This window comes from Pseudarthrobacter sp. 01T43 (assembly GCF_056398665.1).
The window spans coordinates 148,946-164,520 of record NZ_JBFTPV010000003.1; the positions used below are offsets into that span (position 1 = coordinate 148,946).

At 64.5% G+C, this 15,575-nt stretch carries 14 protein-coding genes and 1 tRNA gene; all 15 read right to left on the reverse strand.

Annotation, left to right across the window (positions count from 1 at the left end; genetic code table 11):
• Nucleotides 1-103: 103 nt before the first annotated feature.
• The 15 genes from AC1DIM_RS04130 to AC1DIM_RS04200 all read right to left on the reverse strand — a co-directional run bounded on the left by AC1DIM_RS04130 (nucleotide 104) and on the right by AC1DIM_RS04200 (nucleotide 15,550).
• Nucleotides 104-817: an ABC transporter ATP-binding protein gene (locus tag AC1DIM_RS04130; protein ID WP_477709222.1), complete on the reverse strand. Its 714-nt coding sequence runs from the start codon at nucleotides 815-817 to the stop codon at nucleotides 104-106.
• Nucleotides 804-1,616 carry an ABC transporter ATP-binding protein gene (locus tag AC1DIM_RS04135; RefSeq protein ID WP_477709534.1) on the reverse strand — a complete coding sequence of 271 codons (813 nt, stop codon included), beginning with the start codon at nucleotides 1,614-1,616 and terminating at the stop codon, nucleotides 804-806. The genes AC1DIM_RS04130 and AC1DIM_RS04135 overlap by 14 nt, the downstream gene beginning before the upstream one ends.
• Nucleotides 1,617-1,732: 116 nt before the next feature.
• The gene (locus AC1DIM_RS04140) at nucleotides 1,733-2,989 is read right to left on the reverse strand and encodes a branched-chain amino acid ABC transporter permease (RefSeq protein WP_477709223.1); all 1,257 of its coding nucleotides are present in this window, start codon (nucleotides 2,987-2,989) and stop codon (nucleotides 1,733-1,735) included.
• Complete coding sequence (locus AC1DIM_RS04145) at nucleotides 2,986-3,990, reverse strand: branched-chain amino acid ABC transporter permease (protein WP_477709224.1); 1,005 nt, start codon at nucleotides 3,988-3,990, stop codon at nucleotides 2,986-2,988. Before AC1DIM_RS04145 ends, AC1DIM_RS04140 begins: the two co-directional genes overlap by 4 nt.
• An 88-nt stretch (nucleotides 3,991-4,078) precedes the next feature.
• Nucleotides 4,079-5,311 (reverse strand): branched-chain amino acid ABC transporter substrate-binding protein, encoded by a 1,233-nt coding sequence (locus AC1DIM_RS04150; RefSeq protein WP_477709225.1) that lies wholly within the window; start codon nucleotides 5,309-5,311, stop codon nucleotides 4,079-4,081.
• A 354-nt stretch (nucleotides 5,312-5,665) separates the two neighbouring features.
• A tRNA-Leu gene (locus tag AC1DIM_RS04155) sits at nucleotides 5,666-5,739 on the reverse strand.
• Nucleotides 5,740-5,762: 23 nt separating this feature from the next.
• Nucleotides 5,763-6,704: an N-acetyltransferase gene (locus AC1DIM_RS04160; RefSeq protein ID WP_477709226.1), complete on the reverse strand. Its 942-nt coding sequence runs from the start codon at nucleotides 6,702-6,704 to the stop codon at nucleotides 5,763-5,765.
• Nucleotides 6,705-6,823: 119 nt separating this feature from the next.
• The gene (locus AC1DIM_RS04165; protein WP_477709227.1) at nucleotides 6,824-8,317 is read right to left on the reverse strand and encodes an NAD(P)/FAD-dependent oxidoreductase; all 1,494 of its coding nucleotides are present in this window, start codon (nucleotides 8,315-8,317) and stop codon (nucleotides 6,824-6,826) included.
• A 34-nt stretch (nucleotides 8,318-8,351) separates the two neighbouring features.
• Nucleotides 8,352-9,728 carry a S8 family serine peptidase gene (locus AC1DIM_RS04170; RefSeq protein ID WP_477709228.1) on the reverse strand — a complete coding sequence of 459 codons (1,377 nt, stop codon included), beginning with the start codon at nucleotides 9,726-9,728 and terminating at the stop codon, nucleotides 8,352-8,354.
• Between the two features lie 35 nt (nucleotides 9,729-9,763).
• Nucleotides 9,764-10,711 (reverse strand): Ppx/GppA phosphatase family protein, encoded by a 948-nt coding sequence (locus AC1DIM_RS04175; protein ID WP_477709229.1) that lies wholly within the window; start codon nucleotides 10,709-10,711, stop codon nucleotides 9,764-9,766.
• Complete coding sequence (locus tag AC1DIM_RS04180; RefSeq protein WP_477709230.1) at nucleotides 10,708-11,391, reverse strand: DUF501 domain-containing protein; 684 nt, start codon at nucleotides 11,389-11,391, stop codon at nucleotides 10,708-10,710. Before AC1DIM_RS04180 ends, AC1DIM_RS04175 begins: the two co-directional genes overlap by 4 nt.
• Nucleotides 11,392-11,406: 15 nt before the next feature.
• Entirely contained in the window at nucleotides 11,407-12,102 is a 696-nt protein-coding gene (locus AC1DIM_RS04185) for an FtsB family cell division protein (protein WP_477709231.1), read from the reverse strand.
• A gap of 155 nt (nucleotides 12,103-12,257) precedes the next feature.
• Nucleotides 12,258-13,538: a phosphopyruvate hydratase gene (gene eno / locus AC1DIM_RS04190; protein WP_477709232.1), complete on the reverse strand. Its 1,281-nt coding sequence runs from the start codon at nucleotides 13,536-13,538 to the stop codon at nucleotides 12,258-12,260.
• Between the two features lie 133 nt (nucleotides 13,539-13,671).
• Nucleotides 13,672-14,319, reverse strand: coding sequence for a MazG nucleotide pyrophosphohydrolase domain-containing protein (locus AC1DIM_RS04195; protein ID WP_477709535.1), 648 nt, complete (start codon nucleotides 14,317-14,319; stop codon nucleotides 13,672-13,674).
• A 76-nt stretch (nucleotides 14,320-14,395) separates the two neighbouring features.
• Nucleotides 14,396-15,550: an adenosine deaminase gene (locus AC1DIM_RS04200; RefSeq protein WP_477709233.1), complete on the reverse strand. Its 1,155-nt coding sequence runs from the start codon at nucleotides 15,548-15,550 to the stop codon at nucleotides 14,396-14,398.
• Nucleotides 15,551-15,575 lie beyond the last annotated feature (25 nt).

Sequence of the window (15,575 nt, forward strand, 5' to 3'; positions counted from 1 at the left end):
AGTCGTGAACTACAAGCCACGCTACCAATATCTACGCGCGCACGCGCCAATAAGTTCCCCTATCCAAGGCGCTGAAACCCAACTGTGATGCTGGCCGGCGTTCTCAGCCCACTCCCAGGTAAGCCTCCTTGATCGCCGGATTCGCCAACAGCTCTTTGCCGGTACCGCTGTGGGTGATCTCCCCGGTCTCGAGGACGAAGGCGCGGTGTGCTCCGGCAAGCGCCTGGTTGGCGTTTTGTTCCACCATGAGCACGGTGGTCCCCTGGTTATTGATCTCCCTGATGATCTTGAAGATCTGGCGAATGAATTGCGGAGCCAGTCCCATCGACGGCTCGTCAAGGAGCAACAGCTTGGGGCCGGACATCAGTGCCCGTCCGATCGCCAGCATCTGTTGCTCGCCGCCGGACATGGTCCCGCCGTATTGCTTGATCCGTTCCTTCAACCGCGGGAACAGGTCAAACACCCGTTCCAGGTCCTGCGGCACGCCGCTTCTGTCCTTCCTTCCGAAGGTCCCCATGTCCAGGTTTTCCATAACAGTCATGCCGGGGAAAATTCCCCGGCCTTCCGGCGCCTGGGAGATCCCGCGGACAACCCGGATATGGGCCTTCATCCTGGTGATGTCCTCACCGGCAAAAGTGATCTTGCCGGCCGAGGGATTAAGGATCCCGGAGATCGTCTTCATGGTGGTTGTCTTGCCGGCCCCGTTGGCTCCAATCAGGGAAACAACCTCCCCCTCGTTGACCGTAAAGGACATGTCCCGGATGGCACGGATGCGCCCGTAGTGGACAGAAATCCCTTCAACCTCAAGCAACGTCATCTTCGGGCTCCCCCAGGTAGGCCGCAACAACCCGCGGATCTTCACGAATGGCCCGTGGCAGGCCGTCGGCGATCTTCTTGCCGAATTCCAGGACAACAATCCGGTCCGTTACGCCCATGACCAGCTTCATGTCGTGCTCAATGAGCAGCACCGTGTAGCCCTCATCGCGGATGGTGCGGATCAGGGCCATCAGCTCCTCCTTCTCCGCCGGGTTGAAGCCGGCGGCAGGCTCATCCAGGCACAGTACCTTCGGGTCCGTGGCTAAGGCGCGTGCAATCTCCAGTCGCCGCTGATAGCCGTAGGGAAGGTGGCGGGACAGAAAATGCGCGTGGTCGGCGATTCCCACAAATTCCAGCAGCGCCATGCCGCGCTCAATAGCGGACTTTTCCTCCCGGATGTGGGTGGGCAGCCTCAGCAACGCTCCGCCGACGCTTGTCCGGTGGCGCGCATCCAAACCAACCACGACATTTTCGAGTGCCGTCATCTCGCCGAAGAGTCGGATGTTCTGGAAGGTGCGCGAAAGCCCCAGCCTGGTGATCTTGTGCTGCTTCAGCCCGTTGATGACCTGGCCTTCGAGGACCACCTCGCCGCTGGTGGGTTTGTATACCCCCGTCATGGCATTGAAGCAGGTGGTCTTCCCGGCTCCGTTGGGCCCGATCAGCCCGAGGATCTCGCCACGCTTAATATTGAAGCTGATGTTGTCCAACGCGATGAGACCGCCGAATTTGATGGTGAGGTTCTTCACCTCAACAATGTTCTCGCCAACCTCGACGGCGATTTCGCGGTCCGGTGCCACCATTTCGGACAGCGCCGGCTCCACCCCGGCTTCGGCCAGCGCAGCCGTGTCAGGACCGGCCTGCGCGGGCGCCTCCGCTTCCCCTGCCTGCGCCGGCCCGGCCGTCGCGTTTTCCTCGCTCATGCCTGCGCTCCTGTCTCACTGTTGGGACCCGTCCGCGGACCGGCTGCCGGTGGCGCCCCGGCCGATGACCGGCCGGTGGCGCCCTTCTTGGCCACCCTGGCGTACGCTGTCCGGCCGTAGGCGAGCAGGCGCTGGCGCGCAGGCAGCAGGCCCTGGGACCGGAAGATCATGATCAGCACCAGTGCGATACCAAAGATAAGGTATTTGTACTCCGCGATCGCGGTAAAACGCAGCGGAATGTAACTCACCAGGGCGCCGCCCAGAATGGCTCCGACCTTGTTTCCAGCGCCTCCGAGCACCACCGCGGCGAGGAAGAGGATGGACGTGGTGACGTCGAACTTCTGGTTGTTCACGAAGCCCACCTGACCGGCAAACAGGGCCCCCGAGAGGCCACCAATCGCCGCCCCGATGGCAAACGCCCAGACTTTGTACTTGAATGTGGGCACGCCCATAATTTCCGCCGCGTCTTCATCCTCCCGGATGGCAACCCAGGCCCGCCCCACTCGGCTTCGCTCGAGGTTCCCCACCAGCAGCGTAATGATGATGATGATGGTCAGGGTCAGCCAGTACCACGGCACACCGTTGGAATTGGAGAAGATGGGAGTTCCGTCCGCCTCGGTGCCGGGCGGGTGGCCTACGTTCTGAAATCCCACCTGACCCTTCATGGCCGGAATAATCGTGGCAAGAATCCGGACAATTTCCCCGAACCCGAGGGTGACGATGGCCAGATAGTCTCCGCGGAGCCGGAGGGTTGGAACGCCCAGCACTACGCCAAAGAACATGGTCACAGCCATGGCGACCGGGATGGTCCACAAGTAAGGGATGTGCAGGAACGGCGAGTCCGGACTCGTCAGCATCGCCGCGCAGTAGGAGCCGACGGCGAAGAAGGCCACATACCCGAGGTCCAGCAGGCCCGCGTAGCCCACCACTACGTTCAGTCCAACGGCGATCAGCGCGAAACGTGCCATGTCGAAGCAGGCGAGGGCGAAATTGTTGCCGGGCTCGGTGGTGATGATGGGCGGGTTGATCAGCGGCAGCAGGTAGGCCAGGACCACCACGACAATCAGGAAGGCCCACTGTTGCTGGCGGGAGAGTGCGTTCCACCGCTCACTCCATGATCCAAAGATCCCGCGCCCGCCCCGCTTTTCCGGGGTTACGCTGCTTCCCGGACCGGTGGTTTCTGCCTCGCGGTCCGCCGCAGCCTGTGCAGATGCCGCCTCCGGAAGCGGTGTGGGTCCATCTGTCATGCTCATGCTTTGCTCCTTCCCAGGGCAGTGCCGAGAATTCCCTGCGGTCGCAGCAGAAGGACCAGCACCAGGACCACGAAGGCAACAACGTCGGTCCACTGCGAATTTCCGAGCAGGATCTGGCCATAGTTGCCAATGAGGCCCAGGAGCAGACCGCCCAGGAGCGCACCACGGACGTTGCCGATGCCGCCCAGGACAGCGGCGGCGAAGGCCTTGATTCCGAGCACGAAACCGCCGCTGTACTGAACCCCGGACGGTATCTTCATGACGTAGAAGAGGGCCGCCGCTCCGGCCAGCAGACCCCCGATGACAAAGGTGGTGATGATGATGCGTTCCTTATTGACGCCCATCAACGTCGCCGTGTCCGGGTCCTGGGCCACCGCGCGGATGCCGCGGCCGGTCCGCGATTTCCGGATGAACCGCTCAGTTGCAACCATCATGATCACGGCGGCGATGATGATGACCAGCTGCTGGGAATCCACGATGGTTCCAAAAACATCGAAGATCGGGGTCGGCCGGAACATGGTCAATGCCAGCTCCGGGCTGGGACCGCGCCACAGGTAGATCAGGTACTGAATGGTAAACGAGGCCCCGATGGCGGTGATCAGGAAGACGAGGCGGGGAGCATTTTTCTTCCGGAGCGGTTTGTAGGCCACACGTTCCAGGACGAAGGCTGTTAGTGCGGAAGCAACCATGGCGACTACCAGCGCCAGCACCAGGTTAAGGATGATTGCCCAGATGTCCAGCCGCGGGGCTGAGGGGCCGAAACCCAGGCCGCTGAGGGTAAAGAAGACTGCGTAGCAGCCCACAATGAACACTTCGGAGTGCGCGAAGTTGATGAGGTTCAGGACGCCGTAGACGAGGGTATAGCCGAGCGCAACCAGCGCGTAGATGGCACCGAAGGTCAGGCCGTCAAACGTTGCGCTCCAGAAATTTTCCATGAGGGACGGGACGTCGAAGGAAATCCAATCATTTTCCAGCGGCAGGTGGACGAGCAAGGGGAGCATCGGGACTTCCTGTCAGGCGTTAGGTAAGGAAAAGGCTGTGGGGGCCGGCGATTGCTGGCCCCCACAGCCGGTTACTCTAAGGCGACGATTACTCGCCGATTGGTCCAATCGGAACGATCTTGCCGTTCTCAACTTTGTAACCGTAAACAGTCGGTGCCTGCAGTTCGCCCTTGGCGTCCCACTTGTAATGCTTGCTCAGGCCGTCCTTGTCGTAGGCCTTGACCCAGGACAGCAGATCTGCGCGCGACTGCTTTCCCGCATCGATACCGGACAGGAGCACCGTGGCTGCGTCGTAGCCCTCGATGGAATAGGTTCCCGGCTCAGCGCCCTTCGAGACGTCCTTGTATGCCGTCGCAAAATCAGGAATCAGTTCGCCAGGGATGCACGGGCAGGTGAAGTATGCGTTGTTGGACGCGTCGCCCGCCTGCTTGATGAACTGATCATCCTTGACGCCGTCAGGTGCCACGAAGGTGCCGGTGAATCCCTTGCCCGAGAGCTGCTGGTCGAAGGGTGCGCCCTCGGCGTAGTAGCCGGAGTAGAACACAGCATCGGCCTTGGCGTTCATGATCTTGGAGATCACTGCCGAGAAGTCCTTCTGGCCGGTGGTGACCTTCTCCGTCCCGACCAGTGCGCTGCCGAGCCCGGCGGAGGTGGACGTGCCAAGTCCGATACCGTAATCGGAATCGTCCTGGACGAGGTAAACCTTTTTCGCGCCCAGCTTGCCGGTCAGGAACTTGGCTGCAGCCGGACCCTGCACGGCATCGTTACCCAGGCCGCGGAAGAAGGTGGTCCAGCCATTCTCCGTCAGGCCGGGGTTGGTAGCCGAAGGCGTGATGTGAACCAGGCCCTTTTGTTCGAAAATGTTGCCGGTAGCCTTGGATTCACCCGAGAACGGGAGTCCGACGACGCCGACAATGTCCGCTTCACTGACCAGCTGGGTGACGGGTCCTGTGGCCTTGTTGGGGTCGCCTTCCGTGTCAAACTTCTTGAACTGGACCTGACAGCCGGGATTTGCGGCGTTGTGCTGGTTGATGGCCAGCTGGATGCCATTGAAGATGTTGACACCGAGCTGTGCGTTCGCTCCCGTCTGGGCACCTGCATACGCCAACGTCGTCGTTGCGGCGCAGGTAGCCTTGCCATCGCCCTTCGGCAGGACAGCACCGGAGGGCACATCGACCTTGGAAATTGACGGGATATTCACCTTGCCGGAGGCTCCAGAGGTGTCACTGGTGGTGGGGCCGGCCTGATTGGCACAACCCGAGAGTGCCAGGGTAAGGGTGGCCGCTGCCGCCCACGCCGTGATGACTTTCTTTCGGTACATTTATTTACCTTCCGAGCCGGATTATCTCGACTGCTGCGGATGACCGAGGCAGCTTACGCGTACTTCCGAAATTGTTTCCTGAGACTACTCCCTAAAGTGTGTCCTGAAACACATTTGAGTTAGGGCGTGGCCAAAACTGGATGACAGTGAATCAGGGGCTCCTGATTTAGCTTCAAAATAATGCATATATGCTGCGGATATAAGTGACTGAGGTCACATCCTTATAACAGTCGTTGCATATGCGAAATCAAGCGCGCAAGGAGATGTCTGGTTTGCGTGTACCCCGGGCGCTCAGCGGTGCGGGGAAAGGGCACAGTGAAGGGCACCCGAAGGCGCGTCAAAAGAGGGAATGTGTACCCCAGGTGGGACTCGAACCCACAACACGCGGATTTTAAGTCCGCTGCCTCTGCCAATTGGGCTACTGGGGCGCCCGGTCAATGGTATCCCGTGATCAGCCTGCCAGTGGTGCGGCATACCGGAACGTGCCGTGGACCCCGCCGGGCCATAGAGCCAGCGGAAGCAGTTGGAAATGGTCGCCCCAGGCCTCGTCAGGCGGCAGCACGCCGAAAGATGCCGCCGGCACGAAGCCGAACCGGGGGTAGTACTCATTGCTGCCCAGCAGGGCAATGCCGCCCTCCCCCGCGATGTTGGCCCGGGCGATGGTGTCCTTCATCAACGCGGTGCCGATCCCGTGGCGTTGCAGCCTGGGCGTGACGCCGATAGGTCCCAGCCCCAGCAGCCCGTAATCGCCCACCCAGCTGCGGGTGCTGATCACGTGGCCCACCACTTCACCCGCCAACTCAGCCACCACGCTGAATTCGGGCAGGTACTCCTCGCACGCAAAGAGCTGGCGAAGCACCTCAACCTCAATCGGCTCGCCCTCCACAGCCAGGCCCGTGACGGGAGAGATGGCGAACGCTTCGGCCGCTAGCGCGAGGATCTTGTCCCTGTCTGCGGGCGTCTCGTTCCGGAGCACCAGCTCCGGCCTCGGCTGGTCCAGGTTGGCAGCTGAGAGTTCATGGAGGACCTCGAGGGCGCGCGGCGCGTCCGCAGCCGGCACCAGCAGGTGATCATGGTGGAAGCCCGCCAGCACGTTGCAGCTGATCCTGGCATCGGTAAGGGCCTTCCCGACGGCGGCAGTCAACCCAACAGCCTCCAGTTCCGAATGCACCTGCAGGGTGATCCAGGCACCCACAAAGTCGTAGGTCAGCCCCAAGCTGTCCGCGGTCTCGCGCGGCAGGACTACCGTGAGGCCCTCGGCTTCACGCACCGCAGCTTGGATCCCTGGCTCCAGTGCCCTGCCGTGAGGCCACAGCACGTAGACGTATTCGCCGTCCCGGAGCACGGGATGCAGTGTTGCGAGCAGGGCCTGGAGGTTCGTTTCGCCAGTCATCCTGCCAGTCTAAAAGGAAGACGGGCCCGGAAGGAGGGCGGGCCGGGATACGCCGACGGCGGCCGCCCCCTGAAGGGACAGCCGCCGTCGGGCATTACTGCGGTGCGGTGCGGAAGGCGCTACTTGGCGTCTGCCGTGACTGACTGCTTGGGGTCCACGCTGGTGGCGGCCGCCGAGCCGGGCTTTGCGGCGGCTGAGGCCTCGGGCGCCGCAGGCGCAGCCGCGGGGGCTGCGGCCGGCTTGGGCGCAGGAGTGGCAGCCGCAACGAACGCGCCGCGCGGGTTGTCCAGGTCGATCAGCTGCGTGGTATCGCGGCCCATAAAGAACGCCAGGATCCAGCCCATGATCACGCGGATCTTGCGCTCAACCGTGGGCATGGCCATGCCGTGGTAGCCGCGGTGTGCCAGCCAGGCCAGCGGACCCTTGAGTCCGATGCGGCCGATGAGGTTGATGTTCGCGACACCCTTCCACTCGCCGAAGCCGGCCACGGCACCAAGGTTCTTGTGCTTGTAGTCCTTCATCGGCTTGTCCCAGCGGGAAGCCCACAGGTTCTTGGCGAGGCGCTTGGCCTGGCGCAGTGCGTGCTGGGCGTTCGGGACGCAGGTGCCGTCCGGCAGGCCGCTGCCCGTCAGGTCAGGCACGGCAGCGATGTCGCCGGCGGCCCAGGCGTTCTCGATGATGCCTTCGTCACCGGCGATGCGGAGGTCCGGAAGAACCCGGACGCGGCCTCGGGGCTCCAGCGGGAAGTCGGTGGAGCGGATCATCGGGTTGGCCTGCACGCCGGCGGTCCAGACAAGCGTGTCGGCTTCGAATTCCTGGGCCAGGCTCTTGTCCGGGAGGTTGATCAGCTTCAGGGTGCCTTCGGCGCTGTCCAGCGAGGTGTTCAGCAGGACCTCGATGCCGCGGCTGCGCAGGTGCTCCACAACCCATTCAGCCTGGGGTGCGGTGACCTCGGGCATGATGCGGCCCATGGCCTCAACCAGGACGAAGCGGACTTCCTCCTGCTTGATGCGCGGGTTGTTCTTGACTGCGGCGCGGGCCAGGTCTTCCATTTCGGTGATGCACTCGATGCCGGCAAAGCCGCCACCCACTACAACGAAGGTCAGGGCCTTGGCGCGGGCCGCGGGGTCCGTGATGGTGGAGGCGGCTTCGATCCGCTCCAGCACCTTGTTCCGCAGGGCCACGGCCTCTTCGATGGTCTTCAGGCCGATGCCCTTGTCCGCAAGGCCCTTGATGGGGAACGTGCGGGTGATGGCGCCTGCGGCCACCACGATGTCAAAGTAGGGAACCTCAATGTGTCCGCCGCCATCCGCGGGCGCCACGACGGCGGTGCGGTTGGCGTGGTCGATCGAGGTGACGCTGCCCTGGATAAGTTCAGTCTGCTTCAGGTGCTGGCGGTGGGACACCACTGCGTGGCGGGCCTCGATGTTGCCGCCGGCAACTTCGGGCAGGAAAGGCTGGTAGGTCATGTAAGGCAGTGGATCCACGAGGGTGACGATGCCACCGGCATTCGCGATCTTCTTCTGCAGTTTGAGTGCTACGTACAGGCCGACGTACCCGCCGCCGACGACGAGTACCCTGGGACGGTCCTGGAGCTCTGGGGTGGTTGCCATGGCTCAAGGATACCGTAGTTTGTGAAAATCTTCACTAACTGTGGCTGCCGCCGGAATCCGCGGTATCGAAGACCCCCGTATCCGGATCGTCGCGCGCCAGGCCCGGGTCCCGCGCGGCCCTGCGCAACTGGAAACCGGCCACGGCGATGATCACCACAAACAGCAAAGCTGAACCGATGACGACGGCGGCGCCGATGGCACTGTCCCGCTGGGAGGGAGCCACCGCGGCGGGCACTGTCGGGTCGGACAAGGTGGGAACGGCACTGGCCACATCAGCGCTGGGGACCGGGGCCGGCGTAGCAAGGTTCCCGCGGCGGTGCACCCGGATCCAGTCAGAAATGGAGCCCAGCGGGTTGGCCGTGGCTTCAGGCACCGAATCCTTCAGCGCAGCCTCTGCATTCAGGACGCCAAATCCATAGAGCGGATCCTTTCCCGCCGGTCCTGCGTCTTTGGCTGTGCTGACGATCCGGTTGATGACCTGCTTCGCGCTCATGTCCGGCCACTTGGAACGGATGAGCGCGGCGACGCCGGCCACAATGGGGGTAGCTCCGGAAGTACCCGCCCATTCGGCGTAGCCGCCGCCGGGCAGTCCGCCGAAGAGGTTCTCCGCCGGGGCTGCCACACCGATGCTGATCCCCTGCGATGACGAGTCGACGCTCGCAACGCCCTTACGGTCCAGTCCGGCGACCGTCAGGACGCCGGGAATGGTGGCCGGGGCACCCACCTGGAGGTTGCCCCCCACCCGGTTTCCGGCCGCCGCGACGATCACGACGTCTTTTTGCTCCGCATAGAGGAAGGCGGCGTCCCAGCTCTGGGGCCACTGCGGAGTGGTACTGCCGAGCGAAATATTGATGACCCGAGCGCCGTTGTCCACGGCCCAGCGGACAGCTTCGGGAATCTGGTCCTGGTCGCTCTTGCCCGCTGGGTTCGCCGAGCCCAGCCACGTGGAGACGGACAGGATCTCTGCTTCCGGTGCCACGCCCACGATGCCGTCCGGGCCGACTGATGATGGGGAGGCACTCGGTGAGGGTGAGGCCGTGGCAGCCTGGTGGCCGCGGCCGGCCAGCATCGTGGCTACCAGGGTGCCGTGTTCGGGTTTGATGCCGAGGGTTTTCTGGCCGTTGGCGGTGCCTGCCCCCGAGGCGTCATAGCCGCCGGTGACTGCACCTTTCAGGTCAGGGTGGCCAGCGTCCACGCCGCTGTCGATCACCGCGACCTTCACGCCGGCACCCTTGGAGACGTCCCAGGCCTTGGTGATCCCGGTCTCGCCCAGCCAATACTGTTTGTCCCGCACCTCATCCGCCTGCGCGGCGGGCGCCAGCACCAGGCCTGCGGCAAGGCTGACGCCTGCGAGAGTCATCGCCAGGAGCGCTGAGGCGGTCCGGCGGAGCCGGGCTGTTGCTCTGGTCATGTGGATTCCCCTGCTTGGTGCGATGATGCCCGGCGTCAGTTGAGGCTCAGGGCAATTCCATCAAGAATATCGTGTTCGCTGGCAGTGGCTGTGACGATCCGGCCGGCGCTGACGTCATGGAGCCGCTCCAGGATCCGGCGCCACACCAGTCCGCCGGCGCCCATCACGTCCACCCTGCCCGGGTGCATGTACGGCAGGGCCGCACGTGCGGCCCTGGTCATCGCCAGGAGGTCGGCGGCGGCCCCGGTGATGGTGCTGAGGGGCAGTTCAGCTCCGTGGATGGCCGCCGGCGAATATCCCGGCAGGCGCAGGGCGTGCGCCGTGATGGTGGTGATCGAACCGGCAACCCCGACGACGGCGGTGGCGCGTTCCAGCGGAACGTCGAGGCCCGCGCGGGTGATGGCGGCGTCGACGTCGGCTTCCGCGGCGGCGATCTGTTCCGCCGTGGGCGGGTCGTCGCGAAGGTGCCGTTCGGTCAGGCGCACGCAGCCGATGTCCACTGATTTGGCAGCGGTGACACCGTTGGCCGTGCCGAGGACAAACTCCGTGCTGCCACCGCCGAGGTCAACCACCAGGACCTGGTCCCCGTCGTGGATGGGCAGGACACTGCTGGCACCTGCGAAGGACAGGGCCGCCTCTTCGTCCCCCGAGATGACTTCGGGCTCAATACCAAGCAAGTCCCGGACGCCGTCGACAAAAACGTGGCGGTTCCGGGCATCCCTGCTGGCTGACGTGGCCACAAACCGAACCGACTCCGCGCCGTGTTCACGGATCAGGGCGGCGTAATCCGCGGTGGCGGCAAAGGTCCGCTCGAGTGCCTCCGGTGAAAGTTCACCGGTGGCGTCCACGCCCTCGCCGAGGCGGACCACGCGCATTTCGCGGACCACGTCCGTGAGCCTGGCAGTGCCGTTGCTGCGGTCCACGTCCGCGATCAGCAGGCGAATGGAGTTGGTTCCGCAGTCGATGGCGGCGACGCGGGTCACGGCACGGCTTCCGCGCTACCTGCGGTTTTGCGGACCGGGGCGGGCCGGCCAACGATCTCCGGCAGGCCCTGGGGTCCGTGGCGGCTCAGGTCCCGGGACGGAGCTTCCCCATCGGTGTCCCAGGCGCCGTCGCAGTAGCAGCGGTCTGCGGTCCACCACTCGCGGATGCCGGCGATGGCCTCGTCGCCCAGGGGGTTCACGCCGGGCCCGGCCGCCAGGGAATGGCCCACCAGCACGTGGAGGCATTTCACGCGGGTGGGCATGCCGCCGGCGGAGATGCCGTCAATTTCAGGGACGGCGCCGATGCCCGCCCGTTCGCCGATCCCGGCCCGGGCCGCGAGGTAGTCCTCGTGGGCGGCGCGGTACGCGGCGGCAAGGGGCTCGTCCGCGGTGAGTCGCTCGTTCATTTCGTTCATCAGGCCGGCAGCTTCGAGCCGGGAGACGGCCGAGGTGATGACAGGGTGCGTCAGGTAAAAGGTGGTGGGGAACGGTGTGCCGTTCCCCAGGCGCGGCGCCGTGGCAGCCACCAAGGGGTTGCCGCACACGCAACGGGCCGGGATTTCGACGACGTCGCGCACCGGCCGTCCCAGTTGCCTGCTGAGTACTTCAAGATCATGTGCTGATGGCTGGCGGGATTTCTCCGGCTCAGGTGCCGTGCGTGCTTCCACTGGCGCGGCCATCCTTCCTCTGGTGGTTCAGTCTGTGGCCGCGCGCCGGACGGACTCCCACAGGGAATCCACCCACGGCAGATCGGCGGGGTCTTGCGCTGCTGTGGCGTTCCGGCTACTGCTGGTTCCGGCCGGCAAATCACTGCCAAAGACCCAGTAGCCGGTTTCGCCCGGCATAACCATGTTAATGCGGTCGCGGGCCTGCTGTTTCACGTAGTTGGGATCCTGCCAGCGCGAGATCTGCTGGCGCAGCCTGTCGCCCTCGGCCTGGCGGGCGGAGATATCGTCGCTCAGGGCGGTAAGTTCGGCACGTTTGTCGAAGAAAATCTTGACAGTAGGCGCAAGCATGATGGTGATGGCAATCATCACGACGGCGAGTGCCAGCATGCGCCCGGAGAACGCTTTGGCCGGTACGGGCTGGGAATCGTTCGGGGCGTCGCCCTTCGGCGTTCCGCCTGCGGCGGATCCGCCGCTCCCCCGCACTTTCGTGGCTTGGGAACCCTTGATAGGAGTGCGCTTGGAGGAGGCCGGGGCCTGGGTAGAGGCCGGCGCTTTCGCGGCGGGGCCCTCGGACCGACCGGCTTTACCTTGGGCGCTGCCGTCCTTTGACCCGCCAAAATGGGCGCGGATGACATCGGCGGTATCGGCAGCTTCCTGGGGCCGATCCGTTGCGCCACGATGAGTCGAAGCGGCCTTGGGAACTTTGGGACGGCGGGTAGCCATGACACTCCTGAAACGTGCGGGCTGCCTCGGCCCGCAACTCTGCGCTCGTACAAAAGCCTGCGCTGGTACAAGTGCCCTGCCAGCAGCAGGCCGAAACAAAAACCGGTGGCTATGGTCTTTCAACCATAGCCACCGGTCAGTGGTTTACGCGGCTACTAGCCCTTGAAACGCGGGAACGCGCTCCGGCCGGCGTAGCGTGCGGCGTCGTCGAGTTCCTCTTCGATGCGCAGCAGCTGGTTGTACTTGGCAACGCGCTCGGAGCGGGCCGGGGCACCGGTCTTGATCTGTCCCGCGTTGGTGGCAACGGAGATGTCAGCAATGGTGGTGTCCTCTGTTTCGCCGGAGCGGTGCGAGGTGATGGTGGTGTAACCGGCGCGCTGGGCCAGGGAAACGGCATCCAGCGTCTCGGTCAGCGAACCGATCTGGTTGACCTTCACCAGCAGCGAGTTGGCTGTCTTGGTGTCGATGCCGCGCTGCAGGATGGCCGGGTTGGTGACGAAGAGGTCATCGCCCACGAGCTGGACCTTGTCGCCGATGCTGTCGGTAAGGGTCTTCCAGCCGTCCCAGTCGTTTTCATCCAGCGGGTCCTCGATGGACACCAGCGGGTAGTCGGCAACGAGCTCGGCGTAGTAGGCGCTCATCTCGGTGGCGGACAGGGCCTTTCCTTCGAACTGGTATGCCCCGTCCTTGAAGAACTCGGAGGAGGCGACGTCCAGGGCCAGGGCGATGTCCTTGCCCGGGGTGTAGCCCGCGTTCCTGATGGCTTCCTGGATCAGGTCCAGCGCGGCGCGGTTGGACGGCAGGTTCGGCGCGAAGCCGCCCTCGTCGCCCAGGCCGGTGGAAAGGCCCTTGGCCTGCAGGACGGACTTGAGGTTGTGGTAGACCTCAACGCCCCAGCGCAGGCCCTCGGAGAAGGTCTCCGCACCGAGCGGGACGATCATGAATTCCTGGATGTCGACGTCGGAATCCGCGTGGGAGCCGCCGTTGAGGATGTTCATCAGCGGAACGGGAAGGACATGCGCGTTCGGGCCGCCGAGGTACTTGTACAGCGGCAGATCGGCGGACGCGGCGGCTGCGTTGGCCACGGCCAGGGAAACACCCAGGATGGCGTTGGCGCCGAGCTTGCCCTTGTTGGGAGTGCCATCCAGGTCCAGCATGGCCTGGTCGATGCTGCGCTGGTCCGTGGCGTCGAAGCCGATCAGGGCCGGAGCGATCTGGTCGATGACGGCGTCAACGGCCTTCTGGACACCCTTGCCGAGGTAACGGCCCTTGTCGCCGTCACGAAGCTCAACGGCCTCGTGCTCGCCGGTGGAGGCACCGGAGGGAACTGCTGCGCGGCCGATCTGGCCGTCGGAGAGCAGTACTTCAACTTCTACGGTCGGGTTGCCACGGGAATCGAGGATCTCGCGGGCGTGGATGGCATCGATAAGCGCCATGGATTTGCTCCTTGGGGGCGATTTTTGGTGGATCTAACAGCTGAAAATTGGTGGAGTCTTTGGGACGTCGTCGTCACGGACTAGCGTAGTCGAGAGTGGCGGACGTTACGGAACGCTATCCGTCACCCGGACGTCATGATGGCGGCCCGAACCGCCTGCGGATGGCTCCCCGCAGGGCGCGCTCTGCGTCGAATCCTTGGACACGCGCAGATCCGACGACGGCGAGCAGCAGCTCACCGAGGTCCTCCTCGGTTTCGAACGCCTCAGCTGTTTCCAGGGCCTGCGGTGATTCGAGGGCCTCAGGTGATTGCGCCAGGGCCCAGGACCGCAGGGTTCCCTGGCCGAGCTTGCGAGGGGAGCGGGCGGTTGGGGACCGCTCGGTCCGGTCGAGGAACTTCTGCGCCTTCGCCAGGGCAGGCAGGGCGTCGGGGATCCCCTCGAAGGCGTCGCGACGTTCGGGCCGTTCCGAACTTTTGACCGCGTCCCAGGTCCGGACGATCTCGTCCACCGTGGCCGGGAAGCTGTCCTGCAGGGTGCCGTCGGCCCGGAACACGTGCGGATTGCGGCGGACCATCTTGGCACTCAGTCCGCGCGCGACGTCGTCGAAAGTAAACGACCCGCGCTCCTCGGCGAGCCGGGCGTGCAGCACCACCTGGAGCAGCACGTCACCCAGCTCGCCGCGGAGCTCGGTGTCATCCGCCCCCGTCTCGATGGTCTCGGCCACCTCGTAGGCTTCCTCCAGGAGGTACTCCACCAGCGAGGCATGGGTGAGGGCACCCATCCACGGGCAGTGCTCCCGCAGTTCGGCTATGACCGTGACAAGACGCGCCACGGGAGGCTGGTCAACGGGAACCTGGTCAGCCAAGGTTGGCGTAGGTGTTGTTGATGTACTCCACCAGCGCTTCCTTCTCCTCCAGCGGCAGGAACGAGGCCTCGGCCGCATTCAGCGTGAGCTCCAGCAGGTCGTCGAGGTCGTAGTCGAAGGTTTCGACGAGGAGCTCAAATTCGTCAGTCAGCGTCACGCCGCTCATCAGCCGGTTGTCCGTGTTGATGGTGACGTTGAAACCCAGCTGGTAGAGCATGTCCAGCGGGTGGCTCTCGATGCCCTCGCCGAAGCCGGCAATGGCCCCGGTCTGGAGGTTCGATGAGGGGCAGATCTCCAGGGCGATGCCGCGGTCACGGATCCAGCTGGAGAGGTCACCCAGGGTGACCAGGCCAATGCTGTCCTCCCCGCCTTCGGCGCCCTCGGCGTCGTCTTCGTCGTCGAACTCCACCAGGATGTCTTCGGCGATCCGGACCCCGTGGCCCAGGCGCAGGGCCCGGCCGTCCACCAAAGCGGACTGGATGCTCTCAAGCCCGGCGGCCTCGCCGGCGTGCACGGTGGCAGGAAAGTTGTGCTGGGCCAGGTAGGTGAACGCATCCTTGAACCGGGACGGCAGGAAGCCGTCCTCGGCACCGGCGATGTCGAAGCCTACGGCGCCCTTGTTGCGGTGGCGGACGGCCAGTTCGGCGATCTCCTGGCCGCGGTCGGCGTGGCGCATGGCGGTGATCAGCTGGCCCACCTGGATTTCACGGCCGCCTTCTGCGACGGCGTCGACGCCGGCCTCGAGGCCTTCCTGCACTGCTTCCACGGCCTCGTCAAGGGAGAGCCCTTGCTGGAGGTGCTGCTCCGGTGCCCAGCGCACCTCGCCGTACACCACGCCGTCGTCCGCGAGGTCCTCGACAAATTCCTTGGCGACGCGGAACAGGCCTTCCTTGGTCTGCATCACGGCAACAGTGTGGTCGAAGGTCTCCAGATAGCGGACCAGCGAGCCGGAGTCGGCGGATTCCCGGAACCATTGGCCGAGTGCCACAGGATCGGTGGAGGGCAGCGTGTGGCCAACGGCCTGGGCCAGTTCAATAATGGTGGCGGGCCGGAGACCACCGTCCAGGTGGTCGTGAAGCGAAACCTTGGGCAGGCTCTTTAGGTCGAAATCGATGGCAGGGGCGGTGTCAACAATGGGCTCAGTCACCTTCCAACCTTAGGGTCGGCAGGCA

Bases quoted from the DNA above. Each gene is read 5' to 3' on its own strand.
- AC1DIM_RS04140 (WP_477709223.1), bottom strand. From the start codon at position 2,989: ATGAGCATGACAGATGGACCCACACCGCTTCCGGAGGCGGCATCTGCA.
- AC1DIM_RS04170 (WP_477709228.1), bottom strand. From the start codon at position 9,728: ATGACCAGAGCAACAGCCCGGCTCCGCCGGACCGCCTCAGCGCTCCTG.
- AC1DIM_RS04150 (WP_477709225.1), bottom strand. From the start codon at position 5,311: ATGTACCGAAAGAAAGTCATCACGGCGTGGGCGGCAGCGGCCACCCTT.
- AC1DIM_RS04160 (WP_477709226.1), bottom strand. From the start codon at position 6,704: ATGACTGGCGAAACGAACCTCCAGGCCCTGCTCGCAACACTGCATCCC.
- AC1DIM_RS04195 (WP_477709535.1), bottom strand. From the start codon at position 14,319: ATGGGTGCCCTCACCCATGCCTCGCTGGTGGAGTACCTCCTGGAGGAA.
- AC1DIM_RS04135 (WP_477709534.1), bottom strand. From the start codon at position 1,616: ATGGTGGCACCGGACCGCGAAATCGCCGTCGAGGTTGGCGAGAACATT.
- AC1DIM_RS04145 (WP_477709224.1), bottom strand. From the start codon at position 3,990: ATGCTCCCCTTGCTCGTCCACCTGCCGCTGGAAAATGATTGGATTTCC.
- AC1DIM_RS04165 (WP_477709227.1), bottom strand. From the start codon at position 8,317: ATGGCAACCACCCCAGAGCTCCAGGACCGTCCCAGGGTACTCGTCGTC.
- AC1DIM_RS04185 (WP_477709231.1), bottom strand. From the start codon at position 12,102: ATGGCTACCCGCCGTCCCAAAGTTCCCAAGGCCGCTTCGACTCATCGT.
- AC1DIM_RS04180 (WP_477709230.1), bottom strand. From the start codon at position 11,391: ATGGCCGCGCCAGTGGAAGCACGCACGGCACCTGAGCCGGAGAAATCC.
- AC1DIM_RS04130 (WP_477709222.1), bottom strand. From the start codon at position 817: ATGACGTTGCTTGAGGTTGAAGGGATTTCTGTCCACTACGGGCGCATC.
- eno (WP_477709232.1), bottom strand. From the start codon at position 13,538: ATGGCGCTTATCGATGCCATCCACGCCCGCGAGATCCTCGATTCCCGT.